The organism is Porphyrobacter sp. CACIAM 03H1, assembly GCF_002215495.1.
Taxonomy (GTDB): domain Bacteria; phylum Pseudomonadota; class Alphaproteobacteria; order Sphingomonadales; family Sphingomonadaceae; genus Erythrobacter.
In genome coordinates, this window is record NZ_CP021378.1 from 2,821,643 (window position 1) to 2,837,265 (window position 15,623).

Genomic DNA, 15,623 nt, shown 5'->3' on the forward strand with positions numbered 1-15,623 from the left:
ATACTCCGGCAAAGGCTTGTGCAGGCACGCCAGCGGAAGGGCGGCCACGAGGTGTCCCGCGCGTGCGACGAACCGTGCGAAAGGCCCCGCCGCCCCGGGCGCAATGGCGATTGCGATTAGGCCCGAGCGGTGCAATAGGCAAGGCCATGTCGGGAGGCTCTCACGTGGACACGCGCATCGCCGCGGACCCCGCCCAGCGCCTCCCGGCGCGGGGCGCGGCTCGCTCGCGCCTGTCGCGCCTTGCGCTCGCGCTCGTCCTCGGCGCCGCCGCCGCGCCGCTCGCCGCGCAGGACGATGCCCCGGCACCCGAGGAGGCCGAAGAAACCGCCCGCCGGATCGACTTCGAGGCGCGCGAGCTCGCCTACAACAGCGAAAGCGACATCGTCACCGCCCGCGGCGACGTGATCCTGCGCTCGGAGGACCGCTCGGTCCGCGCCGACGAGGTGATCTGGGACCGCAACACCGGCCGGATCATCGCCAGCGGCAATATCCGCCTCGTCGACGAGGCCGGCAATCAGCTCTTCACCGATCAGGTCGAACTCACCGAGGAATTCGACACCGGCGCCATGAGCGAACTGCTGATCGCCCTGCGCGCCGGAGGCCGGCTCGCCGCGCGCTCGGCGGAACGCGGGGCGGACGGGAGCGCGGTGCTGACCGATGCCGCCTATTCGGCCTGCCCGGTGGTCGATGCCGAGGGCTGCCCGCAGGACCCGAGCTGGCGCGTCACCGCCCGGCGGGTGATCTACGACCAGAAGGCCAACCGCGTGCGGTTCGAGGGCGCGATGCTCGAACTCTTCGGCGCGCGCATCCTGCCCCTGCCGGGCCTCGCGATCCGCACCGATGGCAAGGCGGAAAGCGGCTTTCTGGTGCCCGACGTGCGGGTCACGCAGGTCAACGGCTTCGAGCTTTCGGGCGAATACTACTGGCGCGTCGCCGACAATGCCGATCTGACGCTGGGCGCCTATGTCTTCTCCAACGCCGCCCCGATGGCGAGCGCGAAATGGCGGCACCTCACCGAGAAGGGCGCCTATCAGGCCAGCGGCTTCGTCACCTTTTCCGACCGCGCGACCGATTTCACCGGGGGCGAGAGCTTCCGCAGCGATCCTCGCGGCTATTTCGACGGCAACGGCCGCTTCCAGTTCTCGCCCGACTGGAGCCTGACCGGCTCGATCCGCCTCGCCAGCGACCGCACCTTCCTGCGCCGCTACGACATCAGCCGCGACGATCGGCTGCGCTCGACCCTCAATCTCGAACGCATCACCGACCGGTCCTATCTCTCGATCGCCGGCTGGGCGACCCAGACCCTGCGGCTGAACGCGGATCAGGGGCAGGTGCCGCTCGCCCTGCCCGCCATCGACTACCGCCAGAAGATCGGCGACACCGTGCTCGGCGGCAACCTGATGGTGCAGGCCAACACCCTCGCCCTGCTGCGCAACGACGGGCAGGACACCCAGCGCGCCTTCGCGGGCGCGCAGTGGGACTGGAAGCGCCTCACCGGCATGGGGCAGGTCGTGACGCTCACCGGGCTGGTGCGCGGCGATGTCTACAACACCAGCAATTCGCTCGCGACGACCACGCTGTCCTATCGCGGCACCGAGGGCTGGACCACGCGCGGCATCGCCACCGCCGCGCTCGACATCGAATGGCCGTTCGCTGGCGCCGCCTTCGGGGGGACGCAGGTGTTCAAGCCGCGGCTGCAATTCGTTGCCAGCCCGAAGATCCGCAACCTCGCCGTTCCCAACGAGGACGCCCGCGCCATCGATCTCGAGGATTCCAACCTCTTCGCCCTCAACCGCTTCCCCGGCTACGACCGGGTCGAGGATGGCAGCCGCGTGACCTGGGGCGTCGACTGGGAGTTGCAGCGCCCGGGCTGGCGGGTGCGTTCGACCGTCGGCCAGTCCTTCCGGCTGGAGCGGCCCGAACCCGGCCTGTTCCCCGAAGGCACCGGCCTGTCCGAGCGCGTCTCCGATTTCGTCGGCCGCACCGAGGTGCGTTTCCGCAACCTCGTCAGCTTCACCCACCGCTTCCGGCTCGACAAGGACAATTTCGCGGTGCGCCGCAACGAGATCGACGCGACCATCGGCTCGCGCCGCACCTATCTCGAGGTCGGCTACCTCAGGCTCGACCGCGACATCGCCACCGTCGAGGACCTGCGCGACCGCGAGGAACTGCGCGCCGCCGCGCGGGTGGCGATCGGGCGCAAGTGGTCGGTGTTCGGCTCGGGCGTGTTCAACCTCACCGATCCCGAGGAAGACCCGGTATTCCAGCCCGACGGATTCGAGCCGATCCGCACGCGCCTCGGCATCGCCTATGCCGACGACTGCATCGAATTCGGCACCACCTGGCGGCGCGACTTCATCGACGCGGGCGACGCGCGGCGCGGCAACGCATTCCAGGTGTTCTTCGCCCTGCGCAACCTCGGCTTCCGCTAACCCCGAACCCGATGCCTGCAACAATTGGCAGGGCGGACAAATGGCGTTAAAGGGGCCGCGGAAGGCTGGTTGCCCGGGACTCAGCTTCCATTCAGCCGGTGCGGGGCATCGGCACCCCATCACGCACACGATGGGTGCGGGAATTTCGAGAAGGCGGATTGAACGCGTGAGAGTGAAGCTGTTTTCCAAGGCCCTGCTGGCCCGGACCGGAAGCGTGCTGGCGGCAGCCGGCCTCGTGGGCCTTGCCCTCACCCCGGCCACCCTGCCCGCCCAGACCGTCGCCGTGCCGACCGCGGACAATCCCTTCGGCCTGCCCGAGGACATCACCCTGTTCGGCAAGGCCGACCCGGACAAGCGCACCGCGACCGCGATCGTCAACGGCTATGTCATCACCGGCACCGACATCGATCAGCGCGTGGCGCTGGTGACGGCGGCCTCGGAAGCGCCGATCGCAGAGGAAGAAATGCTGCGCCTGCGCGTGCAGGTGCTGCGCAACCTGATCGACGAGACGCTCAAGATCCAGGCCGCCGAAGCGGCCGAACTGGCGGTCAAGCGCGAGGAGGTCGAACAGACCTACCAGCAGCTCGCCGGCCAGAACTTCGGCGGCGATACCAAGAAGATGGACGCCTACCTGGCCTCGATCGGCTCCTCTGCGGCCTCGCTCAAGCGCCAGATCGAGGGCGAAGTGGCATGGGAGAACCTCCTGCGCCGCAACATCATGCCTTTCGTCAACGTCTCGGCCGAAGAGGTCAACGACGTGCTCAAGCGCATGAACGAGGCCAAGGGCACCGACGAATACCGGGTCGGCGAGATCTTCCTCTCGGCCACCACCGAAAACCGCGCGACGGTGCTGCAGAACGCCCAGGCGATCATGCAGCAGCTCCAGCAGGGCGGCAGCTTCGTCGCCTATGCGCGGCAATATTCCGAGGCGAGCAGCGCGGTCGTCGGCGGCGATCTGGGCTGGCTGCGGCTCGGCCAGCTCCCCCCGCAGCTCGCCGCATCGCTGCGCAACATGCAGGCCGGGCAGTTGCAGGGCCCGATCGAGATCCCGGGCGGCTTCTCGATCGTCTACCTCATCAACAAGCGCCAGGTGCTGATGGCCGATCCGTCCGAGGCGATGCTGAGCCTCAAGCAGATCTCGATCGACTTCCCCGATGGGGTGACCCAGGCCCAGGCCGAGGCGCGGGTGGCCGAGTTCAACACCTACCTCCAGTCGCTGCGCGGCTGCGCCGATGTCGAGGCGGGGGCGGCGAAGATCGGGGCGGAGGTCGTCTCGAACGACCAGATCAAGGCCGCGAACCTGCCCGAACAGCTGCGCGCGATCATCCTCAACCTCCAGATCGGCCAGGCGACCCCGCCCTTCGGCGGGATCCAGGAAGGCGTGCGCGTGCTGATGCTGTGCGGGCGCGACGATCCCAAGGATTCGGGCGCGCCGACCTTCGCGGCGGTGATGGACCAGATCGAGCAGGAGCGCGTCAACAAGCGCGCCCAGCGGTTCCTGCGCGACCTCCGCAACGACGCCTATATCGAGTACAATTGACGCCGGGCAGTTCATCTCCGGGCGCCCCGCTCGCGATCACGCTGGGCGATCCGGCGGGCATCGGCCCGGAAGTGATCCTCGGCGCATGGGCGCGATTGCGGGCCGAACGCCGCGCGCCGCCCGCCTTCGTGGCCGGCGGGCCGGAGCTTTTGCGAAATGCCGCCGAAAGGCTCGGGATCGACTGCCCGATCGTGCCGATCGCGGAACCGGCCGATGCGCAGTTCGCCTCGGCTGCGGGACTGCCCGTGATGGCGGGGCTCGATGGCATGTCGTCGCCCGGTCATCCCACGGTCGTTGGCGCCCGGTTGGCGCTCGGTTCGCTGCAATGGGGGGCGAAACTGGTGCTGTCGGGGGAGGCGGCGGGGCTGGTGACGGCCCCGATATCGAAGGCGGCATTGGCGGCGGTGGGCTGGGACTATCCGGGCCAGACCGAATTCCTCGCCGAGGCCTGCGGGCGACCCTGGCGCGACGCGGTGATGATGCTGGCGGGGCCTTCGCTGCGCACCGTGCCGCTGACCGTCCATGTCGCGCTCGCCGAGGTGCCGGGGCTGATTTCGGAGGGCCTGATCCTCCACAAGGCGCGCATCGTGGTGGAAGGATTGCGCAGGAATTTCGGTGTGTTGCAGCCCAGACTTGCGATTGCGGCGCTGAACCCCCACGCGGGCGAAGGCGGCCAGTTCGGCGACGAGGAGGCGCGCATCATCGCCCCCGCCATCGCCGCGCTCCGGGCCGAGGGGATCGATGCCTTCGGCCCCGTCCCGGGCGACGCGCTGTTCACCCCGCGCGCCCGCGCCGGCTATGACGCGGCGCTGTGCATGTATCACGATCAGGCACTTATCCCCTTGAAAGCACTGGAATTCGACGAGGGTGTGAACGTCACGCTCGGCCTGCCGATCATCCGCACCTCCCCTGATCACGGCACCGCCTTCGACATCGCGGGCAAGGGTCTGGCGGACCCGGGCGCGATGGCGGCGGCGATCAGCATGGCGAGCGGGATGGCCGAGGCGCGGGCTAGTGCCGATGCCTGAGCTCCCCCCGATCCGCGAGGTTATCCAGAGACATAACCTCGCCGCCTCCAAGGCGCTGGGGCAGAATTTCCTGCTCGACGAACAGTTGCTCGCCCGCATCGCCGCGCTCCCGGGCGATCTTGCGGGCCAGCAGGTGCTCGAGGTCGGCCCCGGCCCCGGCGGTCTCACCCGCGCGCTGCTGCGCGCCGGGGCGCGGGTCACCGCCATCGAGATGGACCGCCGCTGCCTCCCCGCGCTGGCTGAACTGGGCGAGAGCTTTCCCGGACAACTGACTGTTATCGAAGGCGATGCTCTCAAGCTCGATCATGCGGAACTGATGGGCGGGGAGCCGTTCCACGTCCTCTCGAACCTGCCGTACAATGTCGGCACCGCGCTGTTCGTGCGCTGGCTCGGCGGGGAAAGCTGGCCGCCCCTCTGGCGCTCGCTCACCCTTATGTTCCAGCGCGAGGTGGCCGACCGGATCGTCGCCGCCGCGGGCGAGGATGCCTATGGCCGCCTCGCCGTGCTCGCCCAGTGGCGGGCCGAGGCGCGCCTCGCGATGAAGGTGCACCGCAGCGCCTTCACCCCGCCGCCCAAGGTGATGAGCGCGATCGTGCACGTCACCCCCGCCGCCGCACCCGAGGGCGTCAGCGCACGCACTCTCGAACGTCTCACGGAAGCCGCCTTCGGCCAGCGCCGCAAGATGCTGCGCCAGAGCATGAAGAGCGTGCCGGGCGCACTGGAGGCGCTGGCGGCGCTCGGCATCGACGAGACGCGCCGTGCGGAAACGGTCAGCGTAGCCGAATTCGTCAGCGTGGCGCGGGCACTCGGTTAGCGGCGGGGCCAGACATTTCACGCACCAGCTCGGCCCGTCGCAGCATCAGATCGAGGATTTCGGACCTCTCGGCAGCCCATTGCATGATGTTGGAAAACATCTGGATCTCGATCCCGTCGACGCCTTCCATACGGATGCCGTACTCCTTGTCGGACATGTCCCATGCGGCAGGTTCGACCGTCATCCTGTCGAACGGCAGAAACAGGTCTCGGCAGCCGTAACGGAACGGCGGCACGATCGACAGGCTCAGGCCCTCGGGATGAACGCCGACCACAACGGGCGGATGGCGATGCGATTTGAGATCGCCCGACATATGCCCCCAGCGAAAACCCGGCTTCGCAAAGCGCACCATGCCTGTCAGCTTTTTCGCCAGCGGTTCGCGCGGTTCGAAGGCGGCGTAAAGCTGTTCGTACTCGCGCCAGCGGGAATTGCTGGCGTGCATGATGTAGAACGCCAGCCCACCGAAGAAAGCGAGGCTGAGCATGCTGACGACAGTCATGTAGAGCTGTTCGAGGATCTCGCCCATTGTCCATTGCTCCGCCAAGGCCCGGCCGTTCGGGCAACCTTATGCGGAAGCTATGGAGAAAGAGTTTACCCCGCCTTCTTGCGCAATCTCCACGCGTGCAGCAGCGGCTCGGTATAGCCGCTCGGCTGCTCCACCCCCTTGAAGATCAGGTCCTTCGCCGCGCTGAAGGCCGCGCCGTTCTCGTTGCCCGTCAGCGGCACATAGAGCGGGTCGCCCCCGTTTTGCGCGTCGACCTTGGCGGCCATGCGGGCGAGGCTGTCCATCACCTGCGCTTCGCTGATCACCCCGTGCAGCAGCCAGTTGGCGATGTGCTGCGAGGAGATGCGCAGCGTCGCGCGGTCCTCCATCAGGCCGACATCGTTGATGTCGGGCACCTTGGAGCAGCCGACCCCCTGATCGATCCAGCGCACCACGTAGCCGAGCAGGCCCTGGCAATTGTTGTCGAGTTCCTCGCGGATTTCCTCCTCCGACCAGTTCGCGCCCTCGGCGAGCGGGATCGCCAGCAGGTCGTCGAGCCCGGCGGGTTCGGGCAGGTGCTTCTGCACGTCGAACACGTCGATCTGGTGGTAGTGCAGCGCATGGAGCGTCGCGGCGGTGGGGGACGGCACCCATGCGGTGTTGGCACCCGCCTTGAGGTGGCCGATCTTCTCGACCATCATCTGCCCCATCAGGTCGGGCGCGGCCCACATGCCCTTGCCGATCTGCGCCTTGCCCGAAAGGCCGTGCCTGAGGCCGATGGCGACGTTCCTCGCCTCGTAGGACTTGAGCCACGCGCTGGTCTTCATGGCGCCCTTGCGCAGCATCGGCCCGGCGCGCATCGAGGTGTGGATTTCGTCGCCGGTCCGGTCGAGGAATCCGGTGTTGATGAAGACGATGCGGTCCTTCACCGCTTGGATGCAGGCGGCAAGGTTGGCCGAGGTGCGGCGCTCCTCGTCCATCACGCCGACCTTGATGGTGTGGCGCTTGAGGCCGAGCAGGTCTTCCACCGCGTCGAAAAGGTCGTTGGTGAAGGCGCATTCCTCGGGCCCGTGCATCTTGGGCTTCACAATGTAGATGCTGCCGGTGCGCGAGTTGCCGAACTTGCCGTGGCCCTCGACATCGAGCGTGCTGATCGCGCTGGTGAAGACCGCGTCCATGATGCCCTCGGGGATTTCGCTGCCATCGGGCAGGCGGATCGCGGGGTTGGTCATCAGGTGGCCGACATTGCGCACGAACATCAGGCTGCGGCCCTTGAGCGTCTGCGCCGTGCCGTCGGTCGCGGCGTAGGCCTTGTCCTCCGCGAGCTTGCGGGTGAGCGTCCTGCCGCCCTTCTCGAAACTCTCCTGAAGATCGCCGCGGATGATGCCGAGCCAGTTGGTGTAGGCGAGCAGCTTGTCCTCGGCATCGACGGCCGCGACCGAATCCTCGCAGTCGGCGATGGTGGTGAGCGCTGCTTCGACGATGATGTCGGCGATCGCCGCCCTGTCAGTCGCGCCGACGGGGGTCGCGGGATCGAAGACGATCTCGACGTGAAGACCGTTGTTCCGCAGCAGCACCCCCTTTTCGGTGGTGCCCACCTGCTGCGCCGGATCGGCGAGCGCGATGGCCTCGCGGCTTGCCAGGTCGGTCCAGCTTGCACCGCCCGCGAGCGGGAAGGTCTCGTCGAGGAACCGGCGCCCGCGCGCGATCACCGCCGCGCCGCGGTCCTCGTCATATCCGCCCGGCCGGGCAGGGGCGGCATCGAGCGCGTCGGTGCCGTAGAAGGCGTCGTAGAGGCTCCCCCAGCGCGCATTCGCGGCGTTGAGCAGGAAGCGGGCGTTGAGGATCGGCACCACCAGCTGCGGCCCGGCCATGGTCGCGATCTCGGGATCGACGTTCTGCGTGCCGATCTGGAAGTCAGCGGGCTCGGGGACGAGGTAGCCGATCTCGGTCAGGAATGCCTTGTAGGCCGCCGCGTCGTGAGGCTTGCCCGCCCGCTCCACGTGCCATGCGTCGATCTGCGCCTGGAGGCTTTCCCGCTTGGCCAGCAGCGCCCGGTTCCTCGGGGCGAACTCGGCCAGCAGCGCCGCGAAACCCTGCCAGAAGGCGTCCACATCGCGCCCCAGCGGCCCCAGCACTTCGCTTTCGAGGAAGGCGGCCAACCGGGAGTCGATGCTCACTCCGGCGCGGGCGGTCATGTCAGTCATGGTAGTCCTCGTGTGGTAAGCGTGAAGCCGAACCCGGGGAGGAGAGGACGGGCCGCCCTATGGCGCAGCGCTGCCACGATTGCAACGGGTTGGACTAGCGCCTTGAGACGGCTAGAGGGAGGTCATGGACGGGACCATGGGAACGATAGACCCAGCCGCGATGCTGGCGCAGGTGCGCGCGTGGAGCGCGATCAACACCGGCACGTCCAATCTCGCCGGGCTGGCCGAACAGGCCGATGCTCTGGCCGAGGCCTTCGCGGTGCTGCCCGGAACGGTCGAGCAGGTCGATCCCGCCCCCGTCACCGCCATCGCCGCCGACGGCACTGCGTTCGACAAGCCCCACGGCCGGCATCTGGTGGTGCGGGTGCGCCCGCAGGCGAACCGGCGCATTCTGCTGACCGGCCACATGGACACGGTGTTTCCCGCCGATCACCCGTTCCAGCACCAGCGCTGGCTCGACGGGGAGACGCTGAACGGCCCCGGCGTCGCCGACATGAAGGGCGGGATCGCGGTGATGCTGCATGCGCTGATGGCCTTCGAGGCCACCCCCGGCGCCTCGGCCCTCGGCTACGACGTTCTCATCAATTCCGACGAGGAGACCGGCTCTCTCGCCAGCGCGGCGCTGATCGCCGAGCTGGCGGCGGGCAAGATGGCGGCGCTCACCTACGAGCCCGCCGCGCTGCCCGACGGCACGCTGGCGCACGAGCGGGGCGGCACGGGCAATTATTCGATCACGATCACCGGCAAGAGCGCCCACGCCGGTCGCAATCCGCACGAGGGGCGCAACGCCATCGTCGCGGCGGCTGACCTGATCCTGCGACTCAAGGCGCTGGAGACGCCCGAGATCACGATCAACCCGGCCAAGCTCGAAGGCGGGTCGGCCAACAATGTCGTGCCAGACCATGCCGTGCTGCGCTTCAACATCCGCCCGCGGAGCGTGGAAGCGGGTGCGGCGTTCGACCATGCGCTCGACCACCTGCTGATCGACATCCAGGCAGCCCACGAGGTCGCCACCCGCCGCCACGGCGGTGTCACCCGCCCGCCGAAAAAGGTCGATGCCGCCGCACAGAGGCTGTTCGATCTCGTGCGCGCCTGCGGGGCCGAGCTCGGGCAGGACATCCGCTGGCAATCGACCGGCGGGGTGTGCGACGGCAACAACATCGCGGCCTGCGGGGTGCCGGTGGTCGACACGATGGGAGTGCGCGGCGGCGCGATCCATTCGCCGGACGAATATCTCATCGTCCCCAGTCTTGCCGAGCGTGCCGCCCTGTCCGCGCGCGTCATCACCCGCCTTTCCCAAGGAGCCCTCAATTGACCTTCCGCCTGCGCGCCGCGCGCCCCGCCGATCTCGAGGCGCTCTACGAGATGGCCAAGCTGACCGGTGGAGGCTTCACCAACCTTCCGCCCGACCGCGCGGCGCTACGCACCAAGCTCGAGCGGGCCGAGGCGGCCTTTGCGCGCGATGGCGATACGCTCGGCGACGAGCTCTTCGTGCTGGTGCTCGAGAACGCCCGCACCGGCGCGGTACGCGGCACCTGCCAGCTGATGAGCCAGGTCGGCCAGCGCTGGCCGTTCTACTCCTACCGGCTCAACACGCTGACCCAGTATTCGCAGGAACTCGACCGCACGGTGCGCGCGGAACTGCTCAGCCTCGTCACCGATCTGGAAGGGTCGAGCGAGGTCGGCGGGCTGTTCCTCCACCCCAACGAGCGCGCCGGGGGCCTCGGCCTGCTGCTCGCCCGCTCGCGCTATCTGTTTGTCGCAATGCACCGCCCGCGCTTTGCCGAGCGCATCCTTGCGGAACTGCGCGGCATCATCGACGAGCGCGGCGGGTCGCCCTTCTGGGAGGGCGTGGCGGGGCGCTTCTTCGGGATGAATTTCCAGGACGCGGACTATTTCAACGCGATCCACGGCAACCAGTTCATCGCCGACCTCATGCCGAAGCACCCGGTCTATGTCGCGATGCTGAGCGAGGATGCGAGGAGCGTGATCGGCATCCCCCACCCCACGGGCCGCGCGGCGATGCGGATGCTCGAGGACGAGGGCTTCCGCTTCGAGAACTATGTCGACATCTTCGACGGCGGCCCGACGATGGTCGCGCGGACCGACAATGTCACCAGCGTGCGAAACAGCAGCGAGGCCCGGGTCACCGCGCTCGACGTGGCCGAGGGCGAACGCGCGATCCTCGCCACCGGCCGCCTCGGCACCTTCCGCGCCTGCTTCGGCGCGAGGGTGCTGGACAGCGAGGGCGGCATCGCGATCGACAGCGCCAGCGCCGACCTGCTCGATGTGCGGGCGGGCGACATGGTGTGGAGCGTGGCGCGGTAGCCAACCCTTTCCCCGTTCGTGTCGAGCGAAGTCGAGACACGACCAGCCCCGGGGTTCTCGACTTCGCTCGAACCGAACGGACATTTGCATGCTCACCGAGATCAATTTCGACGGGATCGTCGGCCCTTCGCACAATTATGCCGGCCTCAGCCTCGGCAACATCGCCAGCGCGAGCCATGCGGGCGATCCGTCCTATCCGCGCGCGGCGGCGTTGCAGGGGGTGGCGAAGATGCGCGGCAACCTCGGGCGGCTGGGCGTGCAAGGCTTCCTCTTGCCCCTGCCCCGCCCGAACCGCGCGCTCGAGGCCGCGCTCGCGCTCGACGGCACCGAGCCCGCGCAGCTGCGCGCGGTGCCGTGGTCGGCCTCCTCGATGTGGACCGCCAATGCGGCGACGGTCAGCCCCGCCCCGGACACTGCCGACGGGCGCTGCCATCTCACCCCCGCGAACCTCGTCACGATGCTCCACCGCGCGCAGGAATGGCCCGACACGCAGGCGCAGCTGAAGATCGCCTTCGCCGACACCCGCCACTTCGCGATCCACGACGCCGTGCCGCCGACCTTCGGCGACGAGGGCGCGGCCAATCACATGCGGCTGTGCGAGAGCCACGAGGCACCGGGCGTCGAGGTGTTCGTCTACGGCAGGCCCGGCGGCCGCTTCCCCGCGCGCCAGCACGAACAGGCGAGCCGCCTCGTCGCCCGCGCCCACGGCCTCGCACCGGAGCGCACCGTGTTCATCGAGCAGAACCCCGAGGCGATCGCGGCGGGTGCCTTCCACAATGACGTGGTCGCGGTGGCCAACGGGCGGGTGCTGTTCACCCACGACATGGCCTTCGCCGACCAGCAGGGCGCCTATGCTGCGATCCGCGCCGCCTTCCCCGCGCTCGAGGTGGTCGAGGTGCCCTCCTCCGCCGTCAGCCTCGAGGAGGCGATCCGCACCTATCTGTTCAACGCGCAGCTCCTCACCCTGCCGAGCGGCGAGATGGCACTGATCGTCCCTGAGGAATGCCGGGAGAGCGCGGCCGTGTGGGGCTGGGCGCAGGAGATGCTCGCGGGCAATGGCCCGATCCGGCAGGTCATTCCGGTCGACGTGCGCCAGTCGATGGCGAACGGCGGCGGCCCTGCCTGTCTGCGGCTCAGGGTGGTGTGCGATCCGGCGACGGTCGACCCGCGCTTCCTGCTCGATGAGGCCAAGGCCTACCTGCTGGAGCGCGTCATCGCCGCGCATTGGCCCGAGCAGATCGATCCGTCCGATCTTGGGTCACCCGCGCTGGCGGACAGCGTGATTGCAGCCCGGCTCGCCCTGCTGGAGGCGCTCGATCTGGCACAGCTTGGTTAACGCGTTTGGCGCCCGGCCCGCGCAGGCGTAAGGTTACCCCGATATTAAAGGCGACTCAGCCCCCGGGCCGGTCGCAGACGGTCGGGAGGCGCCATGCTGCGCAAGCTGGGACGGTTGTTCGTGATCAAGACGCGCTTCGAGGCGTTCCTGATCATCTACGCACTCGCCCTCGGCTCGAGCGCGCGCGGGATGGTCTATCTGCACGAATATCCCGGCTTCGGCGGCAAGCTGCTGTTCCTCGCGACGACCGGCGCGGTGTTCCTGGCGGGGGCGAAGATTCTCGATTGCCTGAAGCTCGAGAAGGAAGTGGCCGAATTCCGGGCAGCTCAAGTCCGCAGCGAATAGGGCGAGCCGCCGCCGCGCGCCGGCCCGCCCCTCTCTTCAGATCAGCGCCTTGCGGAAGATGACCTTGTCGTCGCCGGTCGTATAGTAGTCGCGGATGCGCGCTTCCCGCTCGTAGCCGAGCATGTCGTAGAAGCGGCGCGTGCGCCGGAACTCCGGCGTCCCCGAGGTTTCGACGAGCAGCACCCGGGCGCCCTGCCTGCGCAATTCACCCTCGATGTGGCGCATCAGGGCCGTGCCGATCCCCTGCCCATGGGCACCGGGATCGACGCAGATCAGAAGCGTGTTCCACGTGCCCTCGGTCAGCGGTTCGGGCACGGTAAAGGCAACACCTTGAGCGACCCCGTCGCACGCAGCGACGATCCAGCGCTGGGTTTCGCCGTCTCCGGCAAAATAGGCCGCTGTCATCCCTTCGAGCATTTCGGAGGGAAACATGGCGTTGGCGTCGACCAAACAGGAAACGTGCGCGAGATCGCCGCGCGCGAGCGGGCGAATGACAATATGAGGCATGGAGATATCTTTCGGTAGATTGTGACTACGAGGAACCGATCGTCAGCGCATGGCGCGCTGCCGCCGGTTCGTGCAGATGCCGACCTGTCGGAAGGTCAGCGGATGGTTGCAATCGTAGTCAAAAAATCTCCGAGTACGGGTGGGGGATTCTGTTGCTACGCTCCCCCGGGCGCCCGGTTTCCGATTCTGTTACCCGGTTCGGTCCGAACCGTGCTCGTAGCTTTGTAAATTCAGGCCGCTAGGCCGTCACATTACGCAGCGAGAGCAAGTGCTTCGTTGTCGTTGGCACTTATGGGTTTTGAGCCTTTAACGGGTTACTCAGCCCGGACGAAAACTACGCTTTTCAACACACGTCGATCCTGGTTCGGCCCCGTCAGGAGTTGCGGCCAATCTTCGCTGACCGCCCCTTCTGGTGGAGCCGCCGGGTACTGCCCCCGGGTCCGTTGCGTCTATTGCACGCAGCAGTTTATCGTCATAGCCGGCCGAAACCGGCGAGACCCCATATAGCGATCGCCAGCTTAATGTGAAGTGAGCGGCGGCGCTTACTTCTTCAGCGCGTCGCGGATCTCGATCAGCAGGTCCACCTCGGTCGGGCCGGCGGGAGCGGCGGCCTCCTCGTGGCGGGCGAACTGGGCGGTCACCTTGTTCACGTAGCGAACCATCAGGAAGATGATGAAGGCGAGGATCAGGAAGTTGATCACCACCGACACGAAGGCGCCCAGCCCCAGCACATTCGCCCCCGCCTCGCGCGCGGCAGCAAGCGGCGTACCCGGCGCGACCTCGCCCGAGAGGACGATGTAGCGGTCCGAAAAGTCGATATTGCCGAAGAGCGCGCCGACCACCGGCATGATGATCTCGTCCGTCAGCGACTTGACGATGGCGCCGAAAGCCGCGCCGATGATCACCCCGACCGCCAGGTCCATGACATTGCCCTTGGCGATGAAAGCCCTGAATTCCGACAGCATCACGATCCCCTTTGCCATTGCCGTTAGGGATGTTCTGGCACCCGCACGCCGCTCTGCCAAGCGTGAGGGTGCTGTCAGTCCACCGCTTGAACGGGCAAAGTGGTGTGCTATATGCGCAATACAGATTGACCGCTGCCGGCATGCGACCGGCGCGCTTTCAGGAGGGATTGCCACATGACTCTCGCCACCACCCTGCGCGGCGCCTTCGCCGCCCTCGCCGCGCTGAGCCTTGCCGCCTGCGGGATCAACTCGGTCCCGACCGCCGAGGAGGAGGCCAAGGCCAAGTGGGCCGATGTCGAGGCGCAGTTTCAGCGCCGCGCCAACCTCATCCCCAACCTCGCCGAAGTGACCAAGGGCGCGGGCGAGAACGAGCGCACCATCCTGACCCAGGTGACCGAGGCCCGCGCCCGCGCGACCAGCATCAACGTCACTGCCGACGATCTCAACGACCCGGCCAAGATGGAGCAGTTCGCCGCCGCGCAGAGCCAGCTCGGCGCCGGGATCGGCCGCCTGCTCGCCAGCGTCGAGGCCTATCCGCAGGTCCAGTCGAACCAGAACTACCTCGCGCTGCAAAGCCAGCTCGAAGGCACCGAGAACCGCATCGCCGTCGCCATCCGCGACTACAACGAGGCGGTGCGCAAGTATAACACCACGATCCGCACCTTCCCGGATTCGATCGGCGCGAACATCATCCACGGTGCCGAGCCGATGGTGCCCTACAAGGCCGTGACCGAAGGCGCCGAGGCCGCGCCGACACTCGACATGACGTCGAACTGAGCGGCGTGCTCCGCTCGCTTGTCCTGTTGCTGGCGGCCGTAGCGGCGTGGCTTGCCGCGCCGCTCGCCGCGCAGCCGCAGTTCCCCGAACTGACGGGGCGCGTGGTCGACAATGCCGACCTGCTGACGCCCGAGGCCGAGGCGGCGCTGACGACCAAACTCGAAGCGCTGGAAACCCAGTCGCAGCGCCAGCTGGTCGTGGCGACCGTGCCGGACCTGCAAGGCTACGACATCTCCGATTACGGCTATCAGCTGGGCCGCGCTTGGGGCCTCGGCGATGCGGAGCGCAACGACGGCGCGCTGCTGCTGGTCGCCCCCAACGACCGCAAGGTGCGGATCGAGGTCGGTTATGGGCTGGAGGGCTATCTCACCGATGCCCTGTCCTCCCTGATCATCCAGAACCAGATCCTGCCGCGTTTCCGCGACGGTGATTTCCCCGGCGGAATCGAGGCAGGAACCGACGCGATCATTGCCCAGCTCCAGCTTTCGCCCGAGGAGGCCGCGAAGGTCGCCTCCGAGGCGGGCAAGGCGCGCGAGAGCGACGGCGGCTTCCCTGTCGGCGTGCTGATCTGGCTGGCCTTCATGTTCTTCTTCTTCATTCTGCCGCTGCTCGCCGGACGCGGGCGGCGCCGGCGCTACCGTTCGCGCGGGAAAGGCCCTTGGGGCAGCCGCGACCTCGGCGACACGGCGCGCGACATCATCCTGTGGGAAGTCGGCAGCGCGGTCGCGCGCGGCCTGCTCTCCGGCGGCGACAATGATGGCGGCGGTGGCTGGGGCGGAGGCGGCTTCGGCGGCGGCGGCGGTTTTTCCGGCGGTGGCGGCTCCTTCGGGGGCGGCGGCGCCTCGGGAGGGTGGTGAGAC

At 68.0% G+C, this 15,623-nt stretch carries 14 protein-coding genes and 1 other RNA gene; 10 read left to right on the plus strand and 5 right to left on the minus strand.

What is annotated here, in order from left to right:
- Positions 1-164: 164 nt before the first annotated feature.
- The 4 genes from CBR61_RS13510 (at position 165) to rsmA (ending at position 5,814) form a co-directional block, all read left to right on the plus strand.
- Positions 165-2,432: an LPS-assembly protein LptD gene (locus CBR61_RS13510; RefSeq protein ID WP_233996738.1), complete on the plus strand. Its 2,268-nt coding sequence runs from the start codon at positions 165-167 to the stop codon at positions 2,430-2,432.
- 172 nt (positions 2,433-2,604) lie between these two features.
- Complete coding sequence (locus CBR61_RS13515; protein ID WP_088914836.1) at positions 2,605-3,972, plus strand: peptidylprolyl isomerase; 1,368 nt, start codon at positions 2,605-2,607, stop codon at positions 3,970-3,972.
- On the plus strand, positions 3,969-5,000 hold the full coding sequence (pdxA, locus tag CBR61_RS13520) for a 4-hydroxythreonine-4-phosphate dehydrogenase PdxA (RefSeq protein ID WP_088914837.1): 1,032 nt from the start codon (positions 3,969-3,971) through the stop codon (positions 4,998-5,000). The genes CBR61_RS13515 and pdxA overlap by 4 nt, the downstream gene beginning before the upstream one ends.
- Positions 4,993-5,814 (plus strand): 16S rRNA (adenine(1518)-N(6)/adenine(1519)-N(6))-dimethyltransferase RsmA, encoded by an 822-nt coding sequence (rsmA, locus tag CBR61_RS13525; RefSeq protein ID WP_088914838.1) that lies wholly within the window; start codon positions 4,993-4,995, stop codon positions 5,812-5,814. Before pdxA ends, rsmA begins: the two co-directional genes overlap by 8 nt.
- On the opposite strand, the gene CBR61_RS13530 is transcribed toward rsmA, so the two are convergent.
- Entirely contained in the window at positions 5,789-6,340 is a 552-nt protein-coding gene (locus CBR61_RS13530; protein WP_088914839.1) for a hypothetical protein, read from the minus strand. The two genes, rsmA and CBR61_RS13530, sit on opposite strands and share 26 nt — an antisense overlap.
- Before the next feature lie 65 nt (positions 6,341-6,405).
- Positions 6,406-8,505: a malate synthase G gene (locus CBR61_RS13535; RefSeq protein ID WP_088914840.1), complete on the minus strand. Its 2,100-nt coding sequence runs from the start codon at positions 8,503-8,505 to the stop codon at positions 6,406-6,408.
- Between the two features lie 124 nt (positions 8,506-8,629).
- Between CBR61_RS13535 and CBR61_RS13540 the strand changes: the two genes are divergently transcribed.
- From CBR61_RS13540 to CBR61_RS13555, 4 genes are all read left to right on the plus strand, one after another.
- Entirely contained in the window at positions 8,630-9,820 is a 1,191-nt protein-coding gene (locus CBR61_RS13540; protein ID WP_233996740.1) for a hydrolase, read from the plus strand.
- Positions 9,817-10,833 (plus strand): arginine N-succinyltransferase, encoded by a 1,017-nt coding sequence (locus CBR61_RS13545; protein WP_088914842.1) that lies wholly within the window; start codon positions 9,817-9,819, stop codon positions 10,831-10,833. Before CBR61_RS13540 ends, CBR61_RS13545 begins: the two co-directional genes overlap by 4 nt.
- A gap of 88 nt (positions 10,834-10,921) precedes the next feature.
- On the plus strand, positions 10,922-12,169 hold the full coding sequence (locus tag CBR61_RS13550; protein WP_088914843.1) for an N-succinylarginine dihydrolase: 1,248 nt from the start codon (positions 10,922-10,924) through the stop codon (positions 12,167-12,169).
- Positions 12,170-12,262: 93 nt separating this feature from the next.
- Positions 12,263-12,514, plus strand: coding sequence for a hypothetical protein (locus CBR61_RS13555; RefSeq protein ID WP_088914844.1), 252 nt, complete (start codon positions 12,263-12,265; stop codon positions 12,512-12,514).
- A 36-nt stretch (positions 12,515-12,550) separates the two neighbouring features.
- On the opposite strand, the gene CBR61_RS13560 is transcribed toward CBR61_RS13555, so the two are convergent.
- The 3 genes from CBR61_RS13560 to mscL form a co-directional block, all read right to left on the minus strand.
- Positions 12,551-13,021: a GNAT family N-acetyltransferase gene (locus tag CBR61_RS13560; protein ID WP_088914845.1), complete on the minus strand. Its 471-nt coding sequence runs from the start codon at positions 13,019-13,021 to the stop codon at positions 12,551-12,553.
- Between the two features lie 175 nt (positions 13,022-13,196).
- Positions 13,197-13,553: a transfer-messenger RNA gene (gene ssrA, locus CBR61_RS13565) on the minus strand.
- A 10-nt stretch (positions 13,554-13,563) separates the two neighbouring features.
- Positions 13,564-13,986: a large conductance mechanosensitive channel protein MscL gene (gene mscL, locus CBR61_RS13570; protein ID WP_088915631.1), complete on the minus strand. Its 423-nt coding sequence runs from the start codon at positions 13,984-13,986 to the stop codon at positions 13,564-13,566.
- A gap of 174 nt (positions 13,987-14,160) precedes the next feature.
- On the opposite strand from mscL, the gene CBR61_RS13575 reads away from it, so the two are divergent.
- Both CBR61_RS13575 and CBR61_RS13580 read left to right on the plus strand, forming a co-directional pair.
- Positions 14,161-14,763 carry a LemA family protein gene (locus CBR61_RS13575; protein ID WP_088914846.1) on the plus strand — a complete coding sequence of 201 codons (603 nt, stop codon included), beginning with the start codon at positions 14,161-14,163 and terminating at the stop codon, positions 14,761-14,763.
- 5 nt (positions 14,764-14,768) lie between these two features.
- The gene (locus CBR61_RS13580) at positions 14,769-15,620 is read left to right on the plus strand and encodes a TPM domain-containing protein (RefSeq protein ID WP_420705665.1); all 852 of its coding nucleotides are present in this window, start codon (positions 14,769-14,771) and stop codon (positions 15,618-15,620) included.
- The last annotated feature ends 3 nt before the right edge of the window (positions 15,621-15,623 follow it).

What these genes read in the sequence shown, in the direction of transcription:
- rsmA (WP_088914838.1), top strand. Translation starts at nt 4,993, where the DNA reads ATGCCTGAGCTCCCCCCGATCCGCGAGGTTATCCAGAGACATAACCTC.
- CBR61_RS13530 (WP_088914839.1), bottom strand. Translation starts at nt 6,340, where the DNA reads ATGGGCGAGATCCTCGAACAGCTCTACATGACTGTCGTCAGCATGCTC.
- CBR61_RS13535 (WP_088914840.1), bottom strand. Translation starts at nt 8,505, where the DNA reads ATGACTGACATGACCGCCCGCGCCGGAGTGAGCATCGACTCCCGGTTG.
- CBR61_RS13540 (WP_233996740.1), top strand. Translation starts at nt 8,630, where the DNA reads ATGGACGGGACCATGGGAACGATAGACCCAGCCGCGATGCTGGCGCAG.
- CBR61_RS13550 (WP_088914843.1), top strand. Translation starts at nt 10,922, where the DNA reads ATGCTCACCGAGATCAATTTCGACGGGATCGTCGGCCCTTCGCACAAT.
- CBR61_RS13555 (WP_088914844.1), top strand. Translation starts at nt 12,263, where the DNA reads ATGCTGCGCAAGCTGGGACGGTTGTTCGTGATCAAGACGCGCTTCGAG.
- CBR61_RS13560 (WP_088914845.1), bottom strand. Translation starts at nt 13,021, where the DNA reads ATGCCTCATATTGTCATTCGCCCGCTCGCGCGCGGCGATCTCGCGCAC.
- mscL (WP_088915631.1), bottom strand. Translation starts at nt 13,986, where the DNA reads ATGCTGTCGGAATTCAGGGCTTTCATCGCCAAGGGCAATGTCATGGAC.
- CBR61_RS13575 (WP_088914846.1), top strand. Translation starts at nt 14,161, where the DNA reads ATGACTCTCGCCACCACCCTGCGCGGCGCCTTCGCCGCCCTCGCCGCG.